The sequence below is a fragment of the Methylobacterium sp. ARG-1 genome (assembly GCF_001262595.1).
GTDB lineage: Bacteria > Pseudomonadota > Alphaproteobacteria > Rhizobiales > Beijerinckiaceae > Methylobacterium > Methylobacterium brachiatum.
Genome location: NZ_LHCD01000029.1, coordinates 1 through 16,046, shown reverse-complemented (window position 1 = coordinate 16,046; position 16,046 = coordinate 1). Strand labels below are relative to the sequence as shown.

The following is a 16,046-nucleotide window of genomic DNA, read 5'->3' as shown; positions in this document are numbered from 1 at the left end:
CCATGACCGCATCCCTTGGCGCCTATCACGATCTGATCGCCCGCAAGCGCGTCGCCGTCGAGCCAGACGGTCTCAGCCATGTGCCGGCGCTCCACAGCAGCCTGAAACCGCACCAAGCTCACTGCGTGGATTTCGCTCTGCGCATCGGCCGGGCGGGCCACTACCTCGACACCGGATTGGGCAAGTCCTTTGCCGGCCTGGAATGGGGCCGCATCGTCGTAGAGACGACCAACAAGCCGGTGCTGATGCTGGCGCCGCTTGCCGTTGGACCGCAGCACGCTCGCGAGGCTGAGCGTTGGGGGATCGACGCCGCTTACCGTCGGGAGCCGGACGCCACCGATCGCGCTCGTATCGTCATCACGAACTACGAGCGCCTGGAGCGCTTCAATCTCGACGCGTTTGGCGGCGTCATTCTAGATGAATCGTCGATTCTGAAGAACTTCACGGGCGTGACCACGCGCCGGCTGATCGAGGCTTTCAGCCGTACCCGGTTTCGCCTCTCGGCGACCGCCACGCCGGCACCGAACGATCATATGGAGCTCGGCCAGCAGTCGCAGTTCCTCGGCGCGATGCCCTCGAACGAGATGCTGTCCCGGTGGTTCGTCACCGATCAGCGCCAGATGGGCCGTTACCGCCTGAAGCGCGCCGCTGTGCGGCCGTTCTGGGAATGGGTCTCCTTCTGGGCCCGGTGCGTGTCCAAGCCCTCAGATCTGGGCTTCTCGGATGAGGGCTACGACCTCCCCGAACTGAGGACCTGCAGGCACGTCATTGAGGCCGATCGCACTGCGGACGCCGGCTCTGAAAAGGATGGCCAGGGCCGGCTCTTTCGCATGCCGGAGATGTCTGCGACGTCGATCCACCGTGAGAAGCGCCTGACCTGTGCAGCTCGCGCCGCACGCATCGCCGAGATTGTCGCGCTCGAACCCGGCGAAGCTTGGATCCTCTGGTGCGACACAGATTACGAGGCGGATGCGCTCGCGGCGGCGATCCCGGAGGCCGTCGAGGTCCGCGGATCCATGTCAGCCGACGTGAAGGAGGAGCGCCTGGATGCGTTCTCACGGGGCGCGATCCGCATCCTCATCAGCAAGCCCAGCGTGGCTGGCTTCGGCCTGAACTGGCAGCACTGCGCCCGGGTGGCGTTCGTCGGCCTCTCGTTCTCCTATGAGAGCTATTACCAGGCCGTTCGCCGGTGCTGGCGGTTCGGTCAAACACGGCCGGTGCACGTGCACGTGGCCTGCGCCGACACCGAGGCGGCCATCAGCGACACGATCGCCCGCAAGGCCGGGGATCACGAAGCGATGAAGCGCGAGATGACCGCGGCCATGGCCCGGGCCGCCCGTACCTCCGCGATCCTCGAAGACTACCGCCCCTCCCTCAAGGCCGCGCTTCCCGCGTGGATGGTGCCCGCATGACCGAGATCGCATGCAATGCCGTCGCTGGCGGCGACCGGTGGACCTTGTGGAACGCTGATTGTGTCGAGGTCCTGGCCCAGTTGCCCGACAACTCGGTCGACTTCAGCGTCTACTCGCCTCCGTTCGCCAACCTCTACATCTACAGCGATTCCGCCCGGGACATGGGCAACGTCGAAAGCGACGAGGAATTCCAAGAGGCCTACGCCTTCGTGGCGCGCGAGCTGCTCCGGGTGACGAAGCCTGGCCGGCTCGTCTCCATCCACGTCAAGGATCTGGTCTACTACTCGAACGCGAGCGCCAAAGGCGACCGGGGCTTGCTCGACTTCACCGGCGCCTGCGTCCGCACCCACGTGCGTGCCGGCTGGTCGCTGCACAGCAAGACGACGGTCTGGCGCTGCCCCGTCCGGGAGATGACGAAGGCCAAGCCCGATGGCCTGCTCTACAAGAATTTCCGCCTCGACGCTGGGCGCAACCGGCAGGGCCTGCCCGAGTACATCGTGACCTTCCGCAAATGGGCGGACGGCATGGACGAAACCGCCCCGGTTGAGCACCTGCCCGGGCTCTGGCCGGAATGGGCTGGCGAGGGCACGCGGTTCGTGTCGCGCCGCGTCGCCTCGCACGATGGCCTGCCCGACTATGCCGGGCTCAGCGATGCTCAGCAGAAGCGAGATCCTCGCTACCTCGAGGCATTGGACATCTGGCAGCGCTGGGCGTCGCCAGTCTGGGATGACACGTCAGAGACCAACGTCCTGAACGCGAAGCAGGCCCGCGACCCGGACGCAGAGAAGCACCTGTGCCCGATGCCCCTCGACCTGATTGAGCGCTGCATCCGGCTCTGGTCGAATCGCGGCGACTTGGTCCTGTCGCCCTTCGCCGGCATCGGCTCCGAAGGCTACGCCGCGCTGAAGGCCGATCGCCGGTTCATCGGCGTCGAGCTGAGCGCCTCGTATTTCGCCCAGGCTGCGCGCAACCTTCGGGAAGCCGAGGCCTCGGCCGGAAACCTGTTCGCCGACATCCCCGCCAACGCCCCGATGGCAGCGGAGTAGCAGCGTGGCGGACCAAAACCTCATCGCTGACTTGGCCCGTGCCGGACTGGATCCCGAGCTGCTGCAGCGCGTGGTGATGGAGCTTGCCCGCGCCAGCGCTGAGCGGGAGGCGATCGAGGCCCGCCGTCAGAACGATCGTGAGCGTCAGGCCCGTCGCCGTCACGTGACATCACGTGAAGTCACAGGACGTCACGCGACATCACAGGACATCGCCGCCGACGAGGCCGAGACATCTTTTTCTAAGTTCGAAGAGTCTCCCCCTTCGCCCCCTAAAGGGGGCTCTGTCCCCCAGGGGACTCGGCCTCGGAAAGCCCGAAATCGCGCTCTGCCGACCGACTGGCAGCCCGGCGAGCGCAGCGATCGTGTTCGGGCTGAACTGGGTCGCTCGACCGAGTGGATGAATTCCACCGCGACCGACATGCGGGTCTGGGCCGAGAGCAAGGGCGAGGTCCGGTCCGACTGGGACGCGACCCACGATGGCTGGATGCGCCGAGAGGCGAAGCGCGAATGCGAGCGGCCCCCAGACAGCCGGGCCCCGCCTCGAGGGCCATCGCCAGGCCGACGCTCCACCAACGGACCCCTCTCCCTCCTCGCCAGCCTCAACGGGGCAGACCATGACCCTCCCGGCAGCTTCGAAGACCACCGCACCCTCGATCATGACCCGGCCGATGGCCGATCTGGTCGGTCGCTGCATGAACCGGATGGAGGATCACCCAGCGGTGCCTGGCCGGAAAGTCGTTTCCGCCTCCTCCGCGCCGGATGAGGCCGAGCGGGCGGCGCTGACCAGTCGGCGTGCCGAGCTGCTGACCGGCCTGCGCCCGGCGCCGCTGCGGGATCTCCTGCCGGTCCTGGTGAAGATCATCGCCAACGGCGACGCCTTCGGCATGAGCCGAGAAGAGGCGATCGAGAAGGCGAAGCTCTACGCCGAGGCCGCGCAGGGCATCCCGGTCTGGGCCATGGAGCGGGCGCAGATTGCTCTGGGCCGGCCGGGCTGGAAGTCCTCGTGGAACGGCCGCGGCATCCCGTCGAGTGCCGACGTCGTCGCCGAGTGCAGGGCCGTCCTCGCGCAGAGCGAATCCGAGCTCTACCGCCTGGGCCAGATCCTCGACGCCGAGGTGATCGACACTCAGACCACGCCGGAGCAGCGCGCCGAGGCGCTTGCCCGGTGGGAGGCGACCAAGGCCGAGATCGGCCGCAGCAGCGCCATGCCTGGCCGCACCGAGGAAGAGATCGACCGCGAGCGCTCCGAGATGGACCGGGCGAACGCGCGATTCCGCGAGCGAAAGGCCCGGGCCGATGCCGCCGTGGCCGCGATGGAAGCTGCCGCCAAGGCCGAGGCCGCCAACCGCAACCCGCCGTCACAGGAGAGCGCAGCGTGATCAGCATGAACCTGTTCTGGATGGTCCATGGCGACGGTCCGGCGAACCATCGGCATGGCTCGCGAGCATCGGCAGTCACCGAGGCCGAGCGCCTTGCTCGAGCGAATCCTGGGAAGGTGTTCGTAGTGCTGGAAGCCGTCGAGGCTGTGCGGAAGATCGACGTCGAGCGCGTCGAGCTGCGCCAGCCGGGAGCCCGGACGCCTCAATGGCCAGCGGCCCCCGACGACATCCCGTTCTGACGCAGCCCAACCCGTCCCAACTCCCAGTCGCGTACCCGAGAGAGGCCGGCCACCATGAGCAGCAAGACCTACGACGCCCAGCCGACGCCGCAACACAACGCTCGCCTGTTCGTGCTGGATGCCGACCCGGCCATTTGCGCGGGTGAGCGGTGCCGTTGGCCGAAGCCTGCTCTCGTTGACGGTGAAGCGCCCGAGCGCATCGGTCGGTTCGACCCGTCGCTGACCTACTATGCCGCGAGCGTCGCGTTCCAGGGTGAGCGCCGAGCCTGCGAGTGGCTGGAGCGCGCAGGCTTCTCACCCTTCGCCCCGAGCCGAATCGTGGAGCGTCGGCACGCTGGCCGGAAGTCGCTCGTGCGCCGCCCGGTGTTCCCGGGCTACGCCTTCGTCGGCAAGACCAAGGCCCAGTCCTGGCACAGCATCCTGCGCGAGCCCGGCGTGGTGTCGCTCGTGTCCTCGGGACCGACGCCGATCGTGCTTCCGCCGTGGCAGATGCGGCTGCTGGCGGCCGCGGATGAATTCGACGCCTACGATACGCCGAAGCCGCAGAACGCCTTCAGCGAGGGCCAGCGGGTGCGCATCATGGGCGCCATGTGGGAGGGGCTGATCGGACAGGTGATGCGGGCACCGGAGAGCCGACGCATCGCGATCCTTCTCGATGCCAGAGGGCAGAAACTGAAGCTGGATGTGGACGTTGACATGCTGAGGGCGGCATGAGATCGTTCGCCCATTGCGGGGCTGTGTTGCACGATTGCATCACCAGTCCTGCGGACGCATGCGCGCTTGAGCGATGCTCGCGCCGTCCCTTTGAATGTTTGAATTCAGGGTAATCAAATGGCCCGCGGCGGAAAGCGCCCCGGTGCCGGACGGAAACCTAAGCCGCGTCCACTGACGCCGGACGAGGTACGGTCCGCCGCTGACCGGGCGGAAGGCATCGGCAGCTACGATGATGAGGGCGGCTCCGACCAGTCTCGTGGCAGGGGTCGACCGCCTCTCTACCAGCCGCTGTTCGCGCGCCAGGCTGAGAAGCTGCTGAAGGACGGCGCGACTGACACGGACCTTGCCGGCTTCTTTGAGGTCGATGTCAGGACAATCTACCGCTGGAAGCTCCAGCATGAGGATTTTCGTCAGGCCCTAACGCGGACCAAGGCCGTGGCTGACGATGCGGTGGTAGCGAGCCTGTTCCGCCGCGCCACCGGCTACAGCCACGACGCCGTGAAGATCATGCAGGACAAGGGCTCGCCAGTCGTGGTGCCCTACGTCGAGCATTATCCGCCGGACACGACTGCGGCGATCTTCTGGCTCAAGAATCGGCGGCCGGACCTCTGGAGAGACAAACCGCCCGAGGATGGCGGCGGCGCCCCGCTGGAAATCGCTCGCAAGATCCGGGAGGCGGTGGCCCAGGCCGACGCGGTCGAGGACGCCGAGTGAGCCTCCTCACGCCTCGCTGGTATCCGCTGCGGCCCCTTCCTGAACAGCGGCGCCTGATCAGTTGCGGCACCCGGTTCTGCGTCGTTCCGGCCGGTCGGCGCTCCGGCAAGACCGAGCGGGCCAAGCGCTACCTGATCCGCGCTGCGATGCGCGAGACCCGGTTCGCAGACGCCCGGTTCTTCCTTTCGGCCCCGACCCGAGACCAGGCCAAGGCGATCTTCTGGCAGGATCTCAAGGCGTTCCTGCCGCCATGGATGATCAAGGACACCCGGGACGGTGAGCTGATGGTTCGCCTGGTCACCGGCACCGAGATCTGGGTCATCGGCCTCGACAAGCCGCAGCGCATGGAAGGGCGCAGCTGGAACGGCGGCATCATCGACGAGGTAGCCAACGTGAAGGCGACGGCCTGGCCCGAGAACATCCGGCCGGCCCTGTCAGACCGTCGCGGCTGGTGCTGGCTCATCGGCGTGCCCGAGGGTCGAAACCACTACTACGACATGTGGAAGCGGGCGATCTCGCGCTCTGATCCGGAGTGGGACGGCTTCACCTGGAAGAGCGCGGACATCCTGCCGCCGGAAGAGGTCGCCTCCGCTCAGCGCGATCTGGACCCGCTGACGTTCCAGCAGGAATACGAGGCCTCCTTCGTCAACTTCGAGGGCCGGGCCTACTACCCGTTCTCCGAGGCGGTGCACTGCCAGCGCCTCACCTACGACCCCGCCCGGCCGCTCGCTCTGTGCTTCGACTTTAACGTCGATCCGGGCGTCGCGGTCATCGCCCAGGAGCAGCGCCTCCCGAACGGCCAGGACGGCACCGGCATCATCGGTGAGGTCCACATCCCGCGGAACTCGAACACCCCCGCGGTGTGCCGGCGGATCATCCAGGACTGGGGCTGGCACGCGGGCCGGGTGGTGTGCTTCGGCGATGCGTCAGGCGGCGCCCGGGGCTCGGCCAAGGTGGCGGGCTCGGACTGGGACCTGATCCGGCGCGAGCTCGGCGCCCAGTTCGGCCAGCGGCTGTTCTTCGAGGTGCCGGCGGCCAACCCCGCAGTGCGCGCCCGGGTCAACGCGGTGAACACCCGGCTCAAGGCCGGCGATGGCACGGTCCGCATGATGGTCGACCCCGCCCGGGCGCCGAACGTCGTGAAGGACCTCGAGGGCGTCCGGCTGCTGGCCGGCGGCTCGGGTGAGATCGACAAGCGGGCCGACCCGGCGCTGAGCCATATCAGCGACGCGCTCGGCTACATGGTGGCCGCCGTGTTCCCGGTGACGACGGGCGGCGAGGCGCGCACGGGCCGCACGATCGGCATGTACTGAGGGGCGGCCGATGCGCAACGAGAACGACGCCGCCTGATGCCGCTCTCGTCGAAGCATCCGAAATACGCGGAGGCCGCGCCCGACTGGAAGGTGGTTCGCGACACCCACGCCGGCGAGCGCCGGGTGAAGGAACTCGGCACCGAGTACCTGCCGGCGACCTCCGGCATGATCGCAGCCGGGTTCATGAGCGGCGTCAGCAGCCATGCCCTGATCGGCCGGCAGCGTGAGGACGGCCAGGTCGAGGCCCGCGTCGGCGGCGCCTACCAGAACGAGGGCCAGGCCCAGTACGACGCCTATCGCTGCCGGGCGGTGTTCCATCCGCTGGTCGCCGCCTCCGCCGAGGCGCTGATCGGCATCATGCACCGCAAGCCGCCGACGATTGAGCTGCCCAAGAAGCTGGAATCGCTGCGGCAGGACTGCACCCAGGACCGCGAGGGACTGGCGACGCTGCTGCGGCGGATCAACGAGGAGCAGCTCCTCACCGGTCGGCTCGGGCTGCTGCTCGATGTGCGCGGCGATCTCGGCCCCGGAGCGTTGCCCTACCTCTCGACCTACGCCGCCGAGAGCATCCTGAACTGGGGCGTGGACCGAGTGACCTCGCCCGGCAAGCTGCTGTTCGCGGTGCTCGACGAGAGCGGCGACCAGCTGCAGGACGATCTGAGCTATGCGCACCAGCGGCGCTACCTCGTGCTGGGGGACGCCGCCACGGGATTCGTGAAGCGGGCCGCCGGCGCAGACGCCGAGATGCCCGCCGAGGGCTACGTCGCCGCGGCAGTGTCCGACACCGACGAGGCAGCAGCCCTGCCATTCGTGGCGCCGCAGATCGCCGGCACGAAGCTTCCCGAGATCCCGTTCGTGACGATCGGTGCCAAGGACCTGCAATGGGATCCGGACGCGCCGCCGCTGCTCCGGGTCGCCTCCATGGCGCTGGCGATTTACCGCGGCGAGGCCGATTACCGGCATGCCCTGTTCATGCAGGGGCAGGAGACGCTGGTCACGATCGGCGCCAAGACGGGCAGCGCCTACGCGGAGCCGGGTGAGGCCGTGAAGGGCCAGCCGGTGATGCTCGGCGCCAACGGGCGCATCGATCTCGACACGGGCGGCGACGCCAAGTTCATCGGCGTCTCGTCGAACGGCCTGTCCGCCCAGCGCCAGGCCATCATGGACGACAAGACCGCGGCCGCGGAGATGGGCGCCCAGATCATCGGCGACCGCTCCGGCGGCGCGGAATCGGGCGACGCCCTGGAGATCCGCGTCGCGGCCCGCACCGCCACCCTGTCGAGCGTCGCGCTCGCCGGCGCCCAGGGCCTCGAGCGCATCCTGAAGATGGCCGCCACCTGGGTCGGGGCGAACCCGGACGAGGTGAAGGTTACCCCGAACCTCGACTTCGCCGGCACGCCGATCACCGGCTCCGACATCCTGCAGATCACCCAGGCCAAGAGCATGGGCCTGCCGCTGTCCTGGGAGAGCATCCACGACTGGCTGGCTCGGAAGGGCTTCACCTCCAAGACCTACGAGGAGGAGGAGGACCAGATCGAGGGCGAGGGGCCGAGCGGTAGCGGCATCGGCCACAACGGCGGCCCTGCGCTGGACGATGACGACGAGGCGACCGACGAAGATGCCGACGCGGTCACCGACGACGACCTGAACGGCCTGTTCGCGCCCGAGACGCTGGCGGGCGCCTGATGCGGAAGCCGAAGGCGACGAAGCCGGGCGCGGCATCCGGCGGCAAGTTCGACTCGGCCAAGCACCCCCGTGCCATGGGCGGGCGGTTCGGATCGAAGGGCGGGGCCGGCGAGACCTCGCCGAAGAAGCTGACCGTCGGCGCCGAGCGCCTGAAGACGAGCGGCGTCACGGCGCAGGACAAGATCGTCGTGCTGTCAGGCCGGGTCCGGAAGTACCAGGGCCACGACACGGTCGAGAGCTTCGTGGCGAGCCACCCGAAGGGCCGAGCGCACGCGCTGCGGCTCCTGGCTGCGGATCATAAGGCCGGCCGCATCGGGTTCGGTGACGCGCAGAAGGCTGCCGACACAGCGAAGGCGAGTGCGGCCGCCAAATACGACGAGACCAAATTCTCGGACTTCTCGAACACCGACAACGCCACCGTGCAGGAGGTTGAGCGCGACCTCTACCGGGCGATGATCCAGAAGCCCGAGACGCCCGACGAGATCGCGGCCATCAACAACTACAGCGGGGCGAGCTTCTCCGAGATCAACGGTTTCCTCCGCAAGCGCGCGGCGGCCAAGGATCGGAGCAATCCCTACAAGGAGGAGGATCTCGGGCCCGAGATCCGCAACCTGGACCGGGTGTTGAAGCGCTCCAAGATGACCGAGGACACGGTCGTCTACCGCGGCATGTCGGGCGAGTTCGCCCAGCGGGTGAAGGCGCTGAAGCCCGGCGCGATCCTGCGCGATGGCGGCTACGTCAGCACGTCCCTGCACCGCAGCACGGCCGACGAGAGCTTTTCGGGGGAGGATGGCGTCGTTCTCAAGCTGCTGCTCCCGAAAGGGAACCGCGCCTACTTGATGAACGGCCGCGGCGCGTCCAGCTTCGCGATGGAGCATGAGGTCATGCTGCCACGAGGCTCGCGCTTCCGCATCCGGAAGGTCGAGGGCAACGTCCTGACCGCCGAGGTGTTGTGATGGCCACGCCGAAGAAGCCCGATACCGATCCCAATAAGGTGGTCACCCGCGAGGACGGCACTCAGGTGCGCCCGGGCCGCTTCTCCAGCGACGGCGAGGGCATGACGATCACGCAGCCCGGCGAGGAAGAGCCGGACTACGACGATGAGCACGACCCGGACGACGAGGACTGAGGCGCCAGCCGGTGGACGTCAACGACGCGATCCTCGACGCCCAGGTCAGCCACTCGGTCGGCCTGCAGCGTCTCGGCACCGGGATCCTCCGGCGCATCCTGGCGCTGCTGAATCGGACCGACGCCGATCTCGTAGAGCAGATCCGCACCCGCCTCGACGGCGTGGAGCCCGGCACCTTCGACACCGATTTCGCCACCGGCCGGCTGAAGGGCCTACTCGACGCGGTCCGGGCACTGAACGCCGACGTCTACGCTCGCATCCAGGCCGCACTCCTGAAAGAGGGGCTGAACCTCGCGAGCTACGAAGCCGAGTACCAGAGCAACGTCCTGGCCGAGCATGTGCCGGTCCGGCTCGACATCGTGCAGCCGACCACTGAGCAGCTGCAGGCGATCGTGATGAAGCGGCCGTTCCAGGGCCGCGTGCTGCGCGAATGGGCGCAGGGTCTTGAGCAGGGCCGCACCACGAAGGTGCACGACGCGATTCGAATCGGAATGGTCGAGGGCGAGACCGTCGACCAGATCGTCCGCCGGGTCCGCGGCACGCAGGCCATGGGCTACAAGGACGGTGTGTTGGAGATCACTCGGCGCGATGCCGAGGCCGTGGTCCGCACCGCGGTCAACCACATCGCCTCCGGCGCGTCCGAGGCGGTCTACGAGCGCAACGCCGACCTGATCTCAGGCGTCCGCTGGGTTTCGGTGCTCGACAGCCGCACCACCGCGGTGTGCCAGGCCCGGGACGGCAAGGTCTACGAGCCCGGCAAGGGCCCGCGCCCGCCGGCGCACTGGAACTGCCGGAGCACGACGACGCCGGTGACGAAGTCGTTCCGGGACCTCGGCATCGACCTGGACGAGGTGGACGCTGGGACCCGGGCGAGCATGAACGGCCAGGTTCCGGCCGATCTGACCTACGGCGCGTGGCTGGCGAAGCAGCCGGCCTCGCTCCAGGATGAGGTGCTGGGCAAGGCGAAGGGCCTGCTGTTCCGCAAGGGCGGGCTCACGGTCGACAAGTTCGTGGATCGCTCCGGCCACGCCTACACGCTCGACGAGCTGCGGCGGCGCGAGGCTGGGGCTTTCCGGAAGGCGGGCTTAGCGGCATAGTTGCTCTATGAGCGACGAAAAGCCGAAACGGATCGAGCCGTACCCCCAAGAGGACGACCGGTCGCTACCGTATCATGTCGCGAGAACTGCTTTGGACGCAGGCGCGTCACTGGTTCCGGGCGCAGGCTACGCCATCGGCGAGCTTGTCCGACACTTTATTGGCGAGCCACTCGAGAAGCGGCGTGAGGAGTGGTTTGCCAGCCTCGGTGAAGGGGTGATTGAACTGCAGGGGCGACTTGAAGGGTTCGATCCGGCTTCCTTATCTGGGAATGAGGAATTCATCAGCGCGGTCTACGAGACCACTCAGCACGCGATGAAGACGCATCATGCCGAGAAACGAGAGGCGCTGCGTAACGCTGTTCTCAACGTCGCGCGCGGCTATAGCCTTGATGAGGTTGAGCGCGGCGCGTTTATGTCGGTGATTGATCGCTTTTCCCCGTTTCATCTTACTGTGCTGCGGCTCTTGGCAGACCCGACATCTCACGCCGGGTATATGCGCGCCGTGCACAACGCAGTCATGGGATCACGGGAAACGTACATCAGCCGTGCTTTGCATGGGCAGGCTAACGACGGAGCTCTCGGGCGCGTGCTAGACGACCTTCGCCGCGAGGGTCTGACAGATGGATCGGAGCGCGGCGGCGTTTCAGGGACTGCCCTGATCGCAAGTGCGACAACACCATCGGGGAATCGCTTTCTGCGGTTTGTTAGCAGCCCGACAGAGTAGTTATGGCTGACACCCGCCGCGCCGAGAAGCCTGCGCGTCCGATCCCGCACCTCCAGTGGACGTGCCGGAAGTGCGAGACCATGGACGGAGTCTCGACCGCAGCCACGATGCGGATTCGCCAGGGCGGCTACGTCAGCTTGAAGACCGGCCGGATGACCGGCGGCAACTTCTACGAGGTCTGCGCCATGTGCTTGGCGCGCGGGCGGACGACGATTGTGGCGAAGGGCTAAGACAGCGCTTCTGCGATCAACGAGTCGATCGCCGATGCGATCTCCTGCTGCTTCGTTTCGCCCTCAGAGTGAGCGGCTGCACGGGTGCGGATCGACCCGATTTCCGCGTCGGACAAAGCGCCGCTCGCTCGTAGCGTCTTCATCAGTTCGATCAAGATTGCTGCAGCCGCAACAGGTCCGACCTCGGGAATTTCGCTCGCCATTTATCGCCTCCGGTTGAACCGGCGAAGATAATCGCCCGCCGACGATTCACCAGGGCATCAATGAGATCCGCGCCCCGAGTGCGGTCAACCGTCGGCAGCCATGGCGCTGACCGGCCTCTCCCGCCATGGGGCGGGACGACGGAGAGCAGCATGCAGGGCCTCAGCCTGTTTCGCCTCACCAGCGATCGCCGAACGGTCAACCTGGCGTCATGGCATTCGCCCCACTCGCTGACCTGGCGCTGGATCCTCTCCGCTGGGTTCCAGCGCATCGTCTTCGCCAAGCCGCGCGGCATGTGGAAGACGACCGGGCCGCACGTCTACCGGTGCGGCAGCATCGGGACCGTGCTCTCGGCCTTCGCCATGCGGCACAACAACGGCTGGCAGTTCGGCCTGACCGTGCTCGGCCTCGCGATCAGCTTCAGCCAGCAGCGGCCCATGTGGTTCCGCGATCTCTACTACGCGGAGCAGAATCGCCGCTACGAGCGCCGCGCCGCCTGATCCCAGCCCATTCCGACTTCCCCGGCCGCGATGGCGCGCGCCGGGCCCTGCGTCATGGGACGCAGCCATAGGAGCCCACCATGAAGCTCAAGAAGGTCTACGACACCGAGGCCGACGTCCCGGCCGACTACCTCTCGCTCTACGAGGAGCGCGACGGGAAGTGGCACCTCACCGTGGAGGTCGAGGGCACCTCGGACAGCGGCGATGTCGCCCGGCTGACCAGTTCCCTCGCGAAGGAGCGGAACGACCACAAGGCGACCAAGGACAAGCTGCGCGCGTTCGACGGCCTCGACCCGCAGGAGACCCGCGATCGCCTCGACAAGCTAGCCGACATCGAGGCCAACCCGGACGCGACGGTCGAACAGCGCGTCACCAGCGAGGTCGAGCGCCGGCTGAAGGCCAAGACCGCCCCGCTCGAGCGCCAGATCGCCCAGGCCAACGAGGCGAAGGCCGCCGCCGAGCGCGAGCGTGACGAGACCCGCGGCACGCTGCGCGGTCGCACCATCTCCGACGAGGTCCGCGCCGCGGCCTCGAAGGCCAAGATCATCGATTCCGCCGTCGACGACGTGCTGATGTACGGCAACAGCGTGTTCGAGGTCGGCGAGGATGGCCAGGTCGTCACCAAGGACGGCGTCGGCGTCACCCCGGGCCTGAAGCCCGAGGCGTGGCTCTCCGACATGAAGGAGCGCCGCCCGCACTGGTGGCCTGCCTCGCAAGGCGCCGGATCCACCGGTGGTCGTGGCGGCTCGGCCGGCGGCGACAACCCGTTCACGGCCGAGGCCTGGAACGTCACCGAGCAGGGCAAGATCGCTGCCGTCGACCAGGCGAAGGCCGAGCGCCTCGCGAAGCTGGCCGGCACCACGCTCGGCGGCGCCAAGCCGGCCCCGCGCAACCGCGCGGCCTGAACCTTTCCGGCAGCCCATGGGGCCGCCAACACCATCACCGGCCGCCGCCATGGGGCGCGCGGCCACCCTCCCTCGACCAAGAGCCCGAACACGACCGGCCGGCCATGGGGCCCGGCTTGGCGGTGCTGACGGATCAGACCCTCAAGCCTCCATAGGAGCCCATCATGGCCACCGGCGTTCTTCGCCTTTCCGACGTCATCGTCCCGTCCGTCTTCGTCCCGATGGTCCGCCGCCTGGCGGTGGAGAAGACGGCCCTCATCACGTCCGGCGCCATGGTCGCCGACCCGCTGCTCGACCGCTTCCTGGCGGGCCCGGGCCTGACCATCGACATGCCGCGCCTGAACCCGATCGATCGGCAGGACGTCGAGAACGTCTCCTCCGACGATCCGACCGTGTTCTCGACCCCGAACAAGCCCTCGACCGGCGACGAGATCGCGGTGCGCCTGTCGCGCAACAACTCTTGGTCCCAGATGGACCTCGTGCGCGCCCTGCTGGCCGCAGATCCGCTGGCGCAGCTCGCCAACGACATCGCGCAGTACTGGGCCTACCGCCGCCAGCGCGCGGTGATCGCCCACCTCGCCGGCGTGTTCGCCGCCAACGCGGCCGCGACCGACGCGAGCCACGTGCAGAACGACATGACCCGGGACATCTCGGGTGCGGGCTACACGGCGGGCGTGACCGACTTCAACGGCGCTGCCTTCATCCAGGCGCTGCTCACCATGGGCGACGCCATGGGCGGTATCGCGCTCGTCGCCATGCACTCGGTGGTCTACGCGAGCGCGCTGACCAAGAACCTGATCCAGTTCCGGCTGGACAGCGAGGCCAACCCGACCATCCCGACCTACATGGGCAAGGACGTCACCCTCGACGATTCCATGCCCAACAACGCGGGCGTGTTCGAGACCTGGCTGTTCGGCCGCGGTTCGGTGACCTACGGCACCGGCTCGCCCGAGGTCCCGAACGAGGTGCTGCGCATCCCGGGCGCCGGCAACGGCGGCGGTCAGGAGACCATGTGGGACCGCGTCGAGTGGGCCCACCACGTGCCGGGCACGGCCTACGTCGGCACCCCGCCGAAGGGCGGCCCGACCAACGCGGCCACCACCAACAACCTCGCCGCGGCCACGTCCTGGGCCCGTATCGCGAAGGACCGTCGGTCCATCCCGATCGCCCGCATCATCACCCGCGAGTTCTGACGCTCGCTCCGGGGCGCGTTCGCGCGCCTCGCCGCCCGCCCCGTAGCTCGATCACAGGAGGGCTGCCATGCCCCCGCGCAAGAACGACGACCAGACCGACGGCCAGGAAGACGTGGCCGGCCGCAACGCCGCGTCCGCCGAGGCCAACCGCGGCCAGTCCGCCGAGGGCGATGCCCCGGCCGGTACGCAGATGGAAGCGAAGCTGAAGACCGCCGCTGACAGCTCGGTCTCGCCGAAGTCCTCGACCCTGCAGAGCCCCGACGCCGAGATCCGGGCCGACCTGACCCAGGACGTGCTCACGGCCAATCGCGAGGCGATGCAGGCCGAGGTGCGCTCCGGCAAGGGTTCGACCGCGGGGGTAAGCAAGCTCCAGGAGCTGCACCAGTCCGTGGCCGATGCCCAGGGCGAGGTCGACGCCGCGATCCGGAAGCGCGATGCCGCCCGGGACGCCTATGACCGCGAGGTCGAGGCGCAGGCAGTCGGGTCGGCGCAGCCGTTCGGCGAGCTCGTCGCGGCCGCCCACGCCGCCGCCGACAAGCGGGCCGCCGAGGAGGCGGAACTCCGCAAGCGGCAGCTGGCCCGGTAGGCCACGACGATGGCCGGCGGCTTCTCCGGAGCGGATTGGCAGGCGAACCTCTCCCGCTGGGCTGAATTGCAGCTCGGCGGCAGGGAGGGGCTGCCTGCCGGTCCGCAGGTCCCGTTCTACCGGATGGGCGAGCCGGTCATCATCGAGGTGACGCCCGACAGCGCCGGCACGCCCGTCGAGGTGGTGCTTCCGCCGAACGCGACGTGCTTCCAGTACACGAACAATAACCCCTTCGCGGTGCGCCTCTGCGGCACCCGCGAGGGCCTCGACTTTATCCCCGTGACCACCCGCACGGGCTGGCTCTGGATGCCCGGCACCCAGGGCATCCGCACGACGCTGCGGCCGGTGCTGCTCTCGGCCATGTCGGTTGACGGCCCCTACGCGGCGACCTCGCCGGAGCAGAAGGCCGGCAAGGGCATCCTGGAGCTGCAATACGGCACGGGAGCCCCGGGCTGATGCTGCGCATCGTTCTTGCCTTCCTGCTCGCGGCGTCCCCGGCGCTCGCTGACACCGTCAGCCAGGTTCCGCCGGGCCGCGCCGGCATGGTCGGTCCGGCTGGCCCCGCCGGGCCGCCCGGCCCCAAGGGCGATAAGGGAGACCGAGGCGATGCAGGATCGCAGGGAGCAGCCGGACCCGCTGGCGATGTGGGCGCAACAGGCGCTCCAGGTGCAGGCGGCAGCCCTGGCGCTGTCGGACCAGCTGGTCCTGCTGGGTCTCGCGGCGCAGACGGCGTGGCTGGCCCTGCTGGTCCCGCCGGACCTCAGGGAATCACCGGTCCAACGGGCGCGACGGGACCAGCCGGCAAGGACGGCGCGACTGGTCCGCAGGGGAATACCGGAGCCGCTGGCCCGGCAGGGCCTCAGGGTGCTGTAGGGGCGAAGGGGGACAAAGGTGATGTCGGACCCGCTGGTCCTGGTGGCCCTTCTGGGCCCGCTGGCAGTCCTGGGCCTGCTGGTGTTGCTGGTTCAGATGGTTCGT

General features: G+C 68.3%; 21 protein-coding genes. 19 read left to right on the top strand and 2 right to left on the bottom strand.

Annotated elements, in window-relative coordinates; genetic code table 11:
- Positions 1–2 precede the first annotated feature (2 nt).
- The 5 genes from AKJ13_RS22315 (at position 3) to AKJ13_RS22295 (ending at position 4,790) form a co-directional block, all read left to right on the top strand.
- Entirely contained in the window at positions 3–1,412 is a 1,410-nt protein-coding gene (locus AKJ13_RS22315) for a DEAD/DEAH box helicase (protein WP_050735336.1), read from the top strand.
- Positions 1,409–2,458, top strand: a complete 1,050-nt coding sequence (locus AKJ13_RS22310; protein WP_064774654.1) for a DNA methyltransferase — start codon at positions 1,409–1,411, stop codon at positions 2,456–2,458. Before AKJ13_RS22315 ends, AKJ13_RS22310 begins: the two co-directional genes overlap by 4 nt.
- 614 nt (positions 2,459–3,072) lie before the next feature.
- The gene (locus tag AKJ13_RS22305; RefSeq protein WP_144426337.1) at positions 3,073–3,837 is read left to right on the top strand and encodes a hypothetical protein; all 765 of its coding nucleotides are present in this window, start codon (positions 3,073–3,075) and stop codon (positions 3,835–3,837) included.
- Positions 3,834–4,076: a hypothetical protein gene (locus tag AKJ13_RS22300; protein ID WP_050735334.1), complete on the top strand. Its 243-nt coding sequence runs from the start codon at positions 3,834–3,836 to the stop codon at positions 4,074–4,076. Before AKJ13_RS22305 ends, AKJ13_RS22300 begins: the two co-directional genes overlap by 4 nt.
- A gap of 54 nt (positions 4,077–4,130) precedes the next feature.
- Positions 4,131–4,790: a transcription termination/antitermination NusG family protein gene (locus AKJ13_RS22295; RefSeq protein WP_050735333.1), complete on the top strand. Its 660-nt coding sequence runs from the start codon at positions 4,131–4,133 to the stop codon at positions 4,788–4,790.
- A 39-nt stretch (positions 4,791–4,829) separates the two neighbouring features.
- Here the strand turns inward: AKJ13_RS22295 and AKJ13_RS32320 are convergent, their stop codons facing one another.
- Positions 4,830–5,189, bottom strand: coding sequence for a hypothetical protein (locus AKJ13_RS32320; protein ID WP_200905686.1), 360 nt, complete (start codon positions 5,187–5,189; stop codon positions 4,830–4,832).
- A 36-nt stretch (positions 5,190–5,225) separates the two neighbouring features.
- Here AKJ13_RS32320 and AKJ13_RS32315 point away from each other — a divergent pair, with 36 nt between their 5' ends.
- From AKJ13_RS32315 to AKJ13_RS22265, 8 genes are read left to right on the top strand one after another with little or no spacing between them, the layout of a single operon-like run.
- Positions 5,226–5,504: a hypothetical protein gene (locus AKJ13_RS32315; RefSeq protein ID WP_200905685.1), complete on the top strand. Its 279-nt coding sequence runs from the start codon at positions 5,226–5,228 to the stop codon at positions 5,502–5,504.
- Positions 5,501–6,817 (top strand): terminase family protein, encoded by a 1,317-nt coding sequence (locus AKJ13_RS22285; protein WP_050735332.1) that lies wholly within the window; start codon positions 5,501–5,503, stop codon positions 6,815–6,817. The genes AKJ13_RS32315 and AKJ13_RS22285 overlap by 4 nt, the downstream gene beginning before the upstream one ends.
- 36 nt (positions 6,818–6,853) lie before the next feature.
- Entirely contained in the window at positions 6,854–8,503 is a 1,650-nt protein-coding gene (locus tag AKJ13_RS22280) for a DUF4055 domain-containing protein (RefSeq protein WP_050735331.1), read from the top strand.
- Positions 8,503–9,459, top strand: a complete 957-nt coding sequence (locus tag AKJ13_RS22275; protein WP_050735330.1) for an ADP-ribosyltransferase — start codon at positions 8,503–8,505, stop codon at positions 9,457–9,459. Before AKJ13_RS22280 ends, AKJ13_RS22275 begins: the two co-directional genes overlap by 1 nt.
- A complete protein-coding gene (locus tag AKJ13_RS31970; protein ID WP_160320620.1) occupies positions 9,459–9,632 on the top strand; it encodes a hypothetical protein in 174 nt (57 codons plus the stop codon). The genes AKJ13_RS22275 and AKJ13_RS31970 overlap by 1 nt, the downstream gene beginning before the upstream one ends.
- Before the next feature lie 11 nt (positions 9,633–9,643).
- Entirely contained in the window at positions 9,644–10,729 is a 1,086-nt protein-coding gene (locus AKJ13_RS22270) for a minor capsid protein (RefSeq protein ID WP_050735329.1), read from the top strand.
- A 7-nt stretch (positions 10,730–10,736) separates the two neighbouring features.
- The gene (locus tag AKJ13_RS31510; protein ID WP_144426336.1) at positions 10,737–11,453 is read left to right on the top strand and encodes a hypothetical protein; all 717 of its coding nucleotides are present in this window, start codon (positions 10,737–10,739) and stop codon (positions 11,451–11,453) included.
- A 2-nt stretch (positions 11,454–11,455) separates the two neighbouring features.
- Positions 11,456–11,683, top strand: a complete 228-nt coding sequence (locus AKJ13_RS22265; protein ID WP_050735328.1) for a hypothetical protein — start codon at positions 11,456–11,458, stop codon at positions 11,681–11,683.
- On the opposite strand, the gene AKJ13_RS31505 is transcribed toward AKJ13_RS22265, so the two are convergent.
- Positions 11,680–11,886 carry a hypothetical protein gene (locus tag AKJ13_RS31505; protein WP_144426335.1) on the bottom strand — a complete coding sequence of 69 codons (207 nt, stop codon included), beginning with the start codon at positions 11,884–11,886 and terminating at the stop codon, positions 11,680–11,682. The genes AKJ13_RS22265 and AKJ13_RS31505 overlap by 4 nt on opposite strands.
- A 150-nt stretch (positions 11,887–12,036) precedes the next feature.
- Between AKJ13_RS31505 and AKJ13_RS22260 the strand changes: the two genes are divergently transcribed.
- The 6 genes from AKJ13_RS22260 (at position 12,037) to AKJ13_RS32765 (ending at position 15,941) form a co-directional block, all read left to right on the top strand.
- Positions 12,037–12,384: a hypothetical protein gene (locus AKJ13_RS22260; RefSeq protein ID WP_050735327.1), complete on the top strand. Its 348-nt coding sequence runs from the start codon at positions 12,037–12,039 to the stop codon at positions 12,382–12,384.
- Positions 12,385–12,464: 80 nt separating this feature from the next.
- Complete coding sequence (locus AKJ13_RS22255; RefSeq protein WP_050735326.1) at positions 12,465–13,289, top strand: hypothetical protein; 825 nt, start codon at positions 12,465–12,467, stop codon at positions 13,287–13,289.
- Positions 13,290–13,453: 164 nt separating this feature from the next.
- Positions 13,454–14,482 (top strand): hypothetical protein, encoded by a 1,029-nt coding sequence (locus AKJ13_RS22250; RefSeq protein WP_050735325.1) that lies wholly within the window; start codon positions 13,454–13,456, stop codon positions 14,480–14,482.
- Positions 14,483–14,549: 67 nt separating this feature from the next.
- Positions 14,550–15,068 carry a hypothetical protein gene (locus AKJ13_RS22245; protein WP_050735324.1) on the top strand — a complete coding sequence of 173 codons (519 nt, stop codon included), beginning with the start codon at positions 14,550–14,552 and terminating at the stop codon, positions 15,066–15,068.
- Positions 15,069–15,077: 9 nt separating this feature from the next.
- The gene (locus AKJ13_RS22240; RefSeq protein WP_050735323.1) at positions 15,078–15,524 is read left to right on the top strand and encodes a hypothetical protein; all 447 of its coding nucleotides are present in this window, start codon (positions 15,078–15,080) and stop codon (positions 15,522–15,524) included.
- A gap of 150 nt (positions 15,525–15,674) precedes the next feature.
- Complete coding sequence (locus AKJ13_RS32765) at positions 15,675–15,941, top strand: hypothetical protein (protein ID WP_050735322.1); 267 nt, start codon at positions 15,675–15,677, stop codon at positions 15,939–15,941.
- The last annotated feature ends 105 nt before the right edge of the window (positions 15,942–16,046 follow it).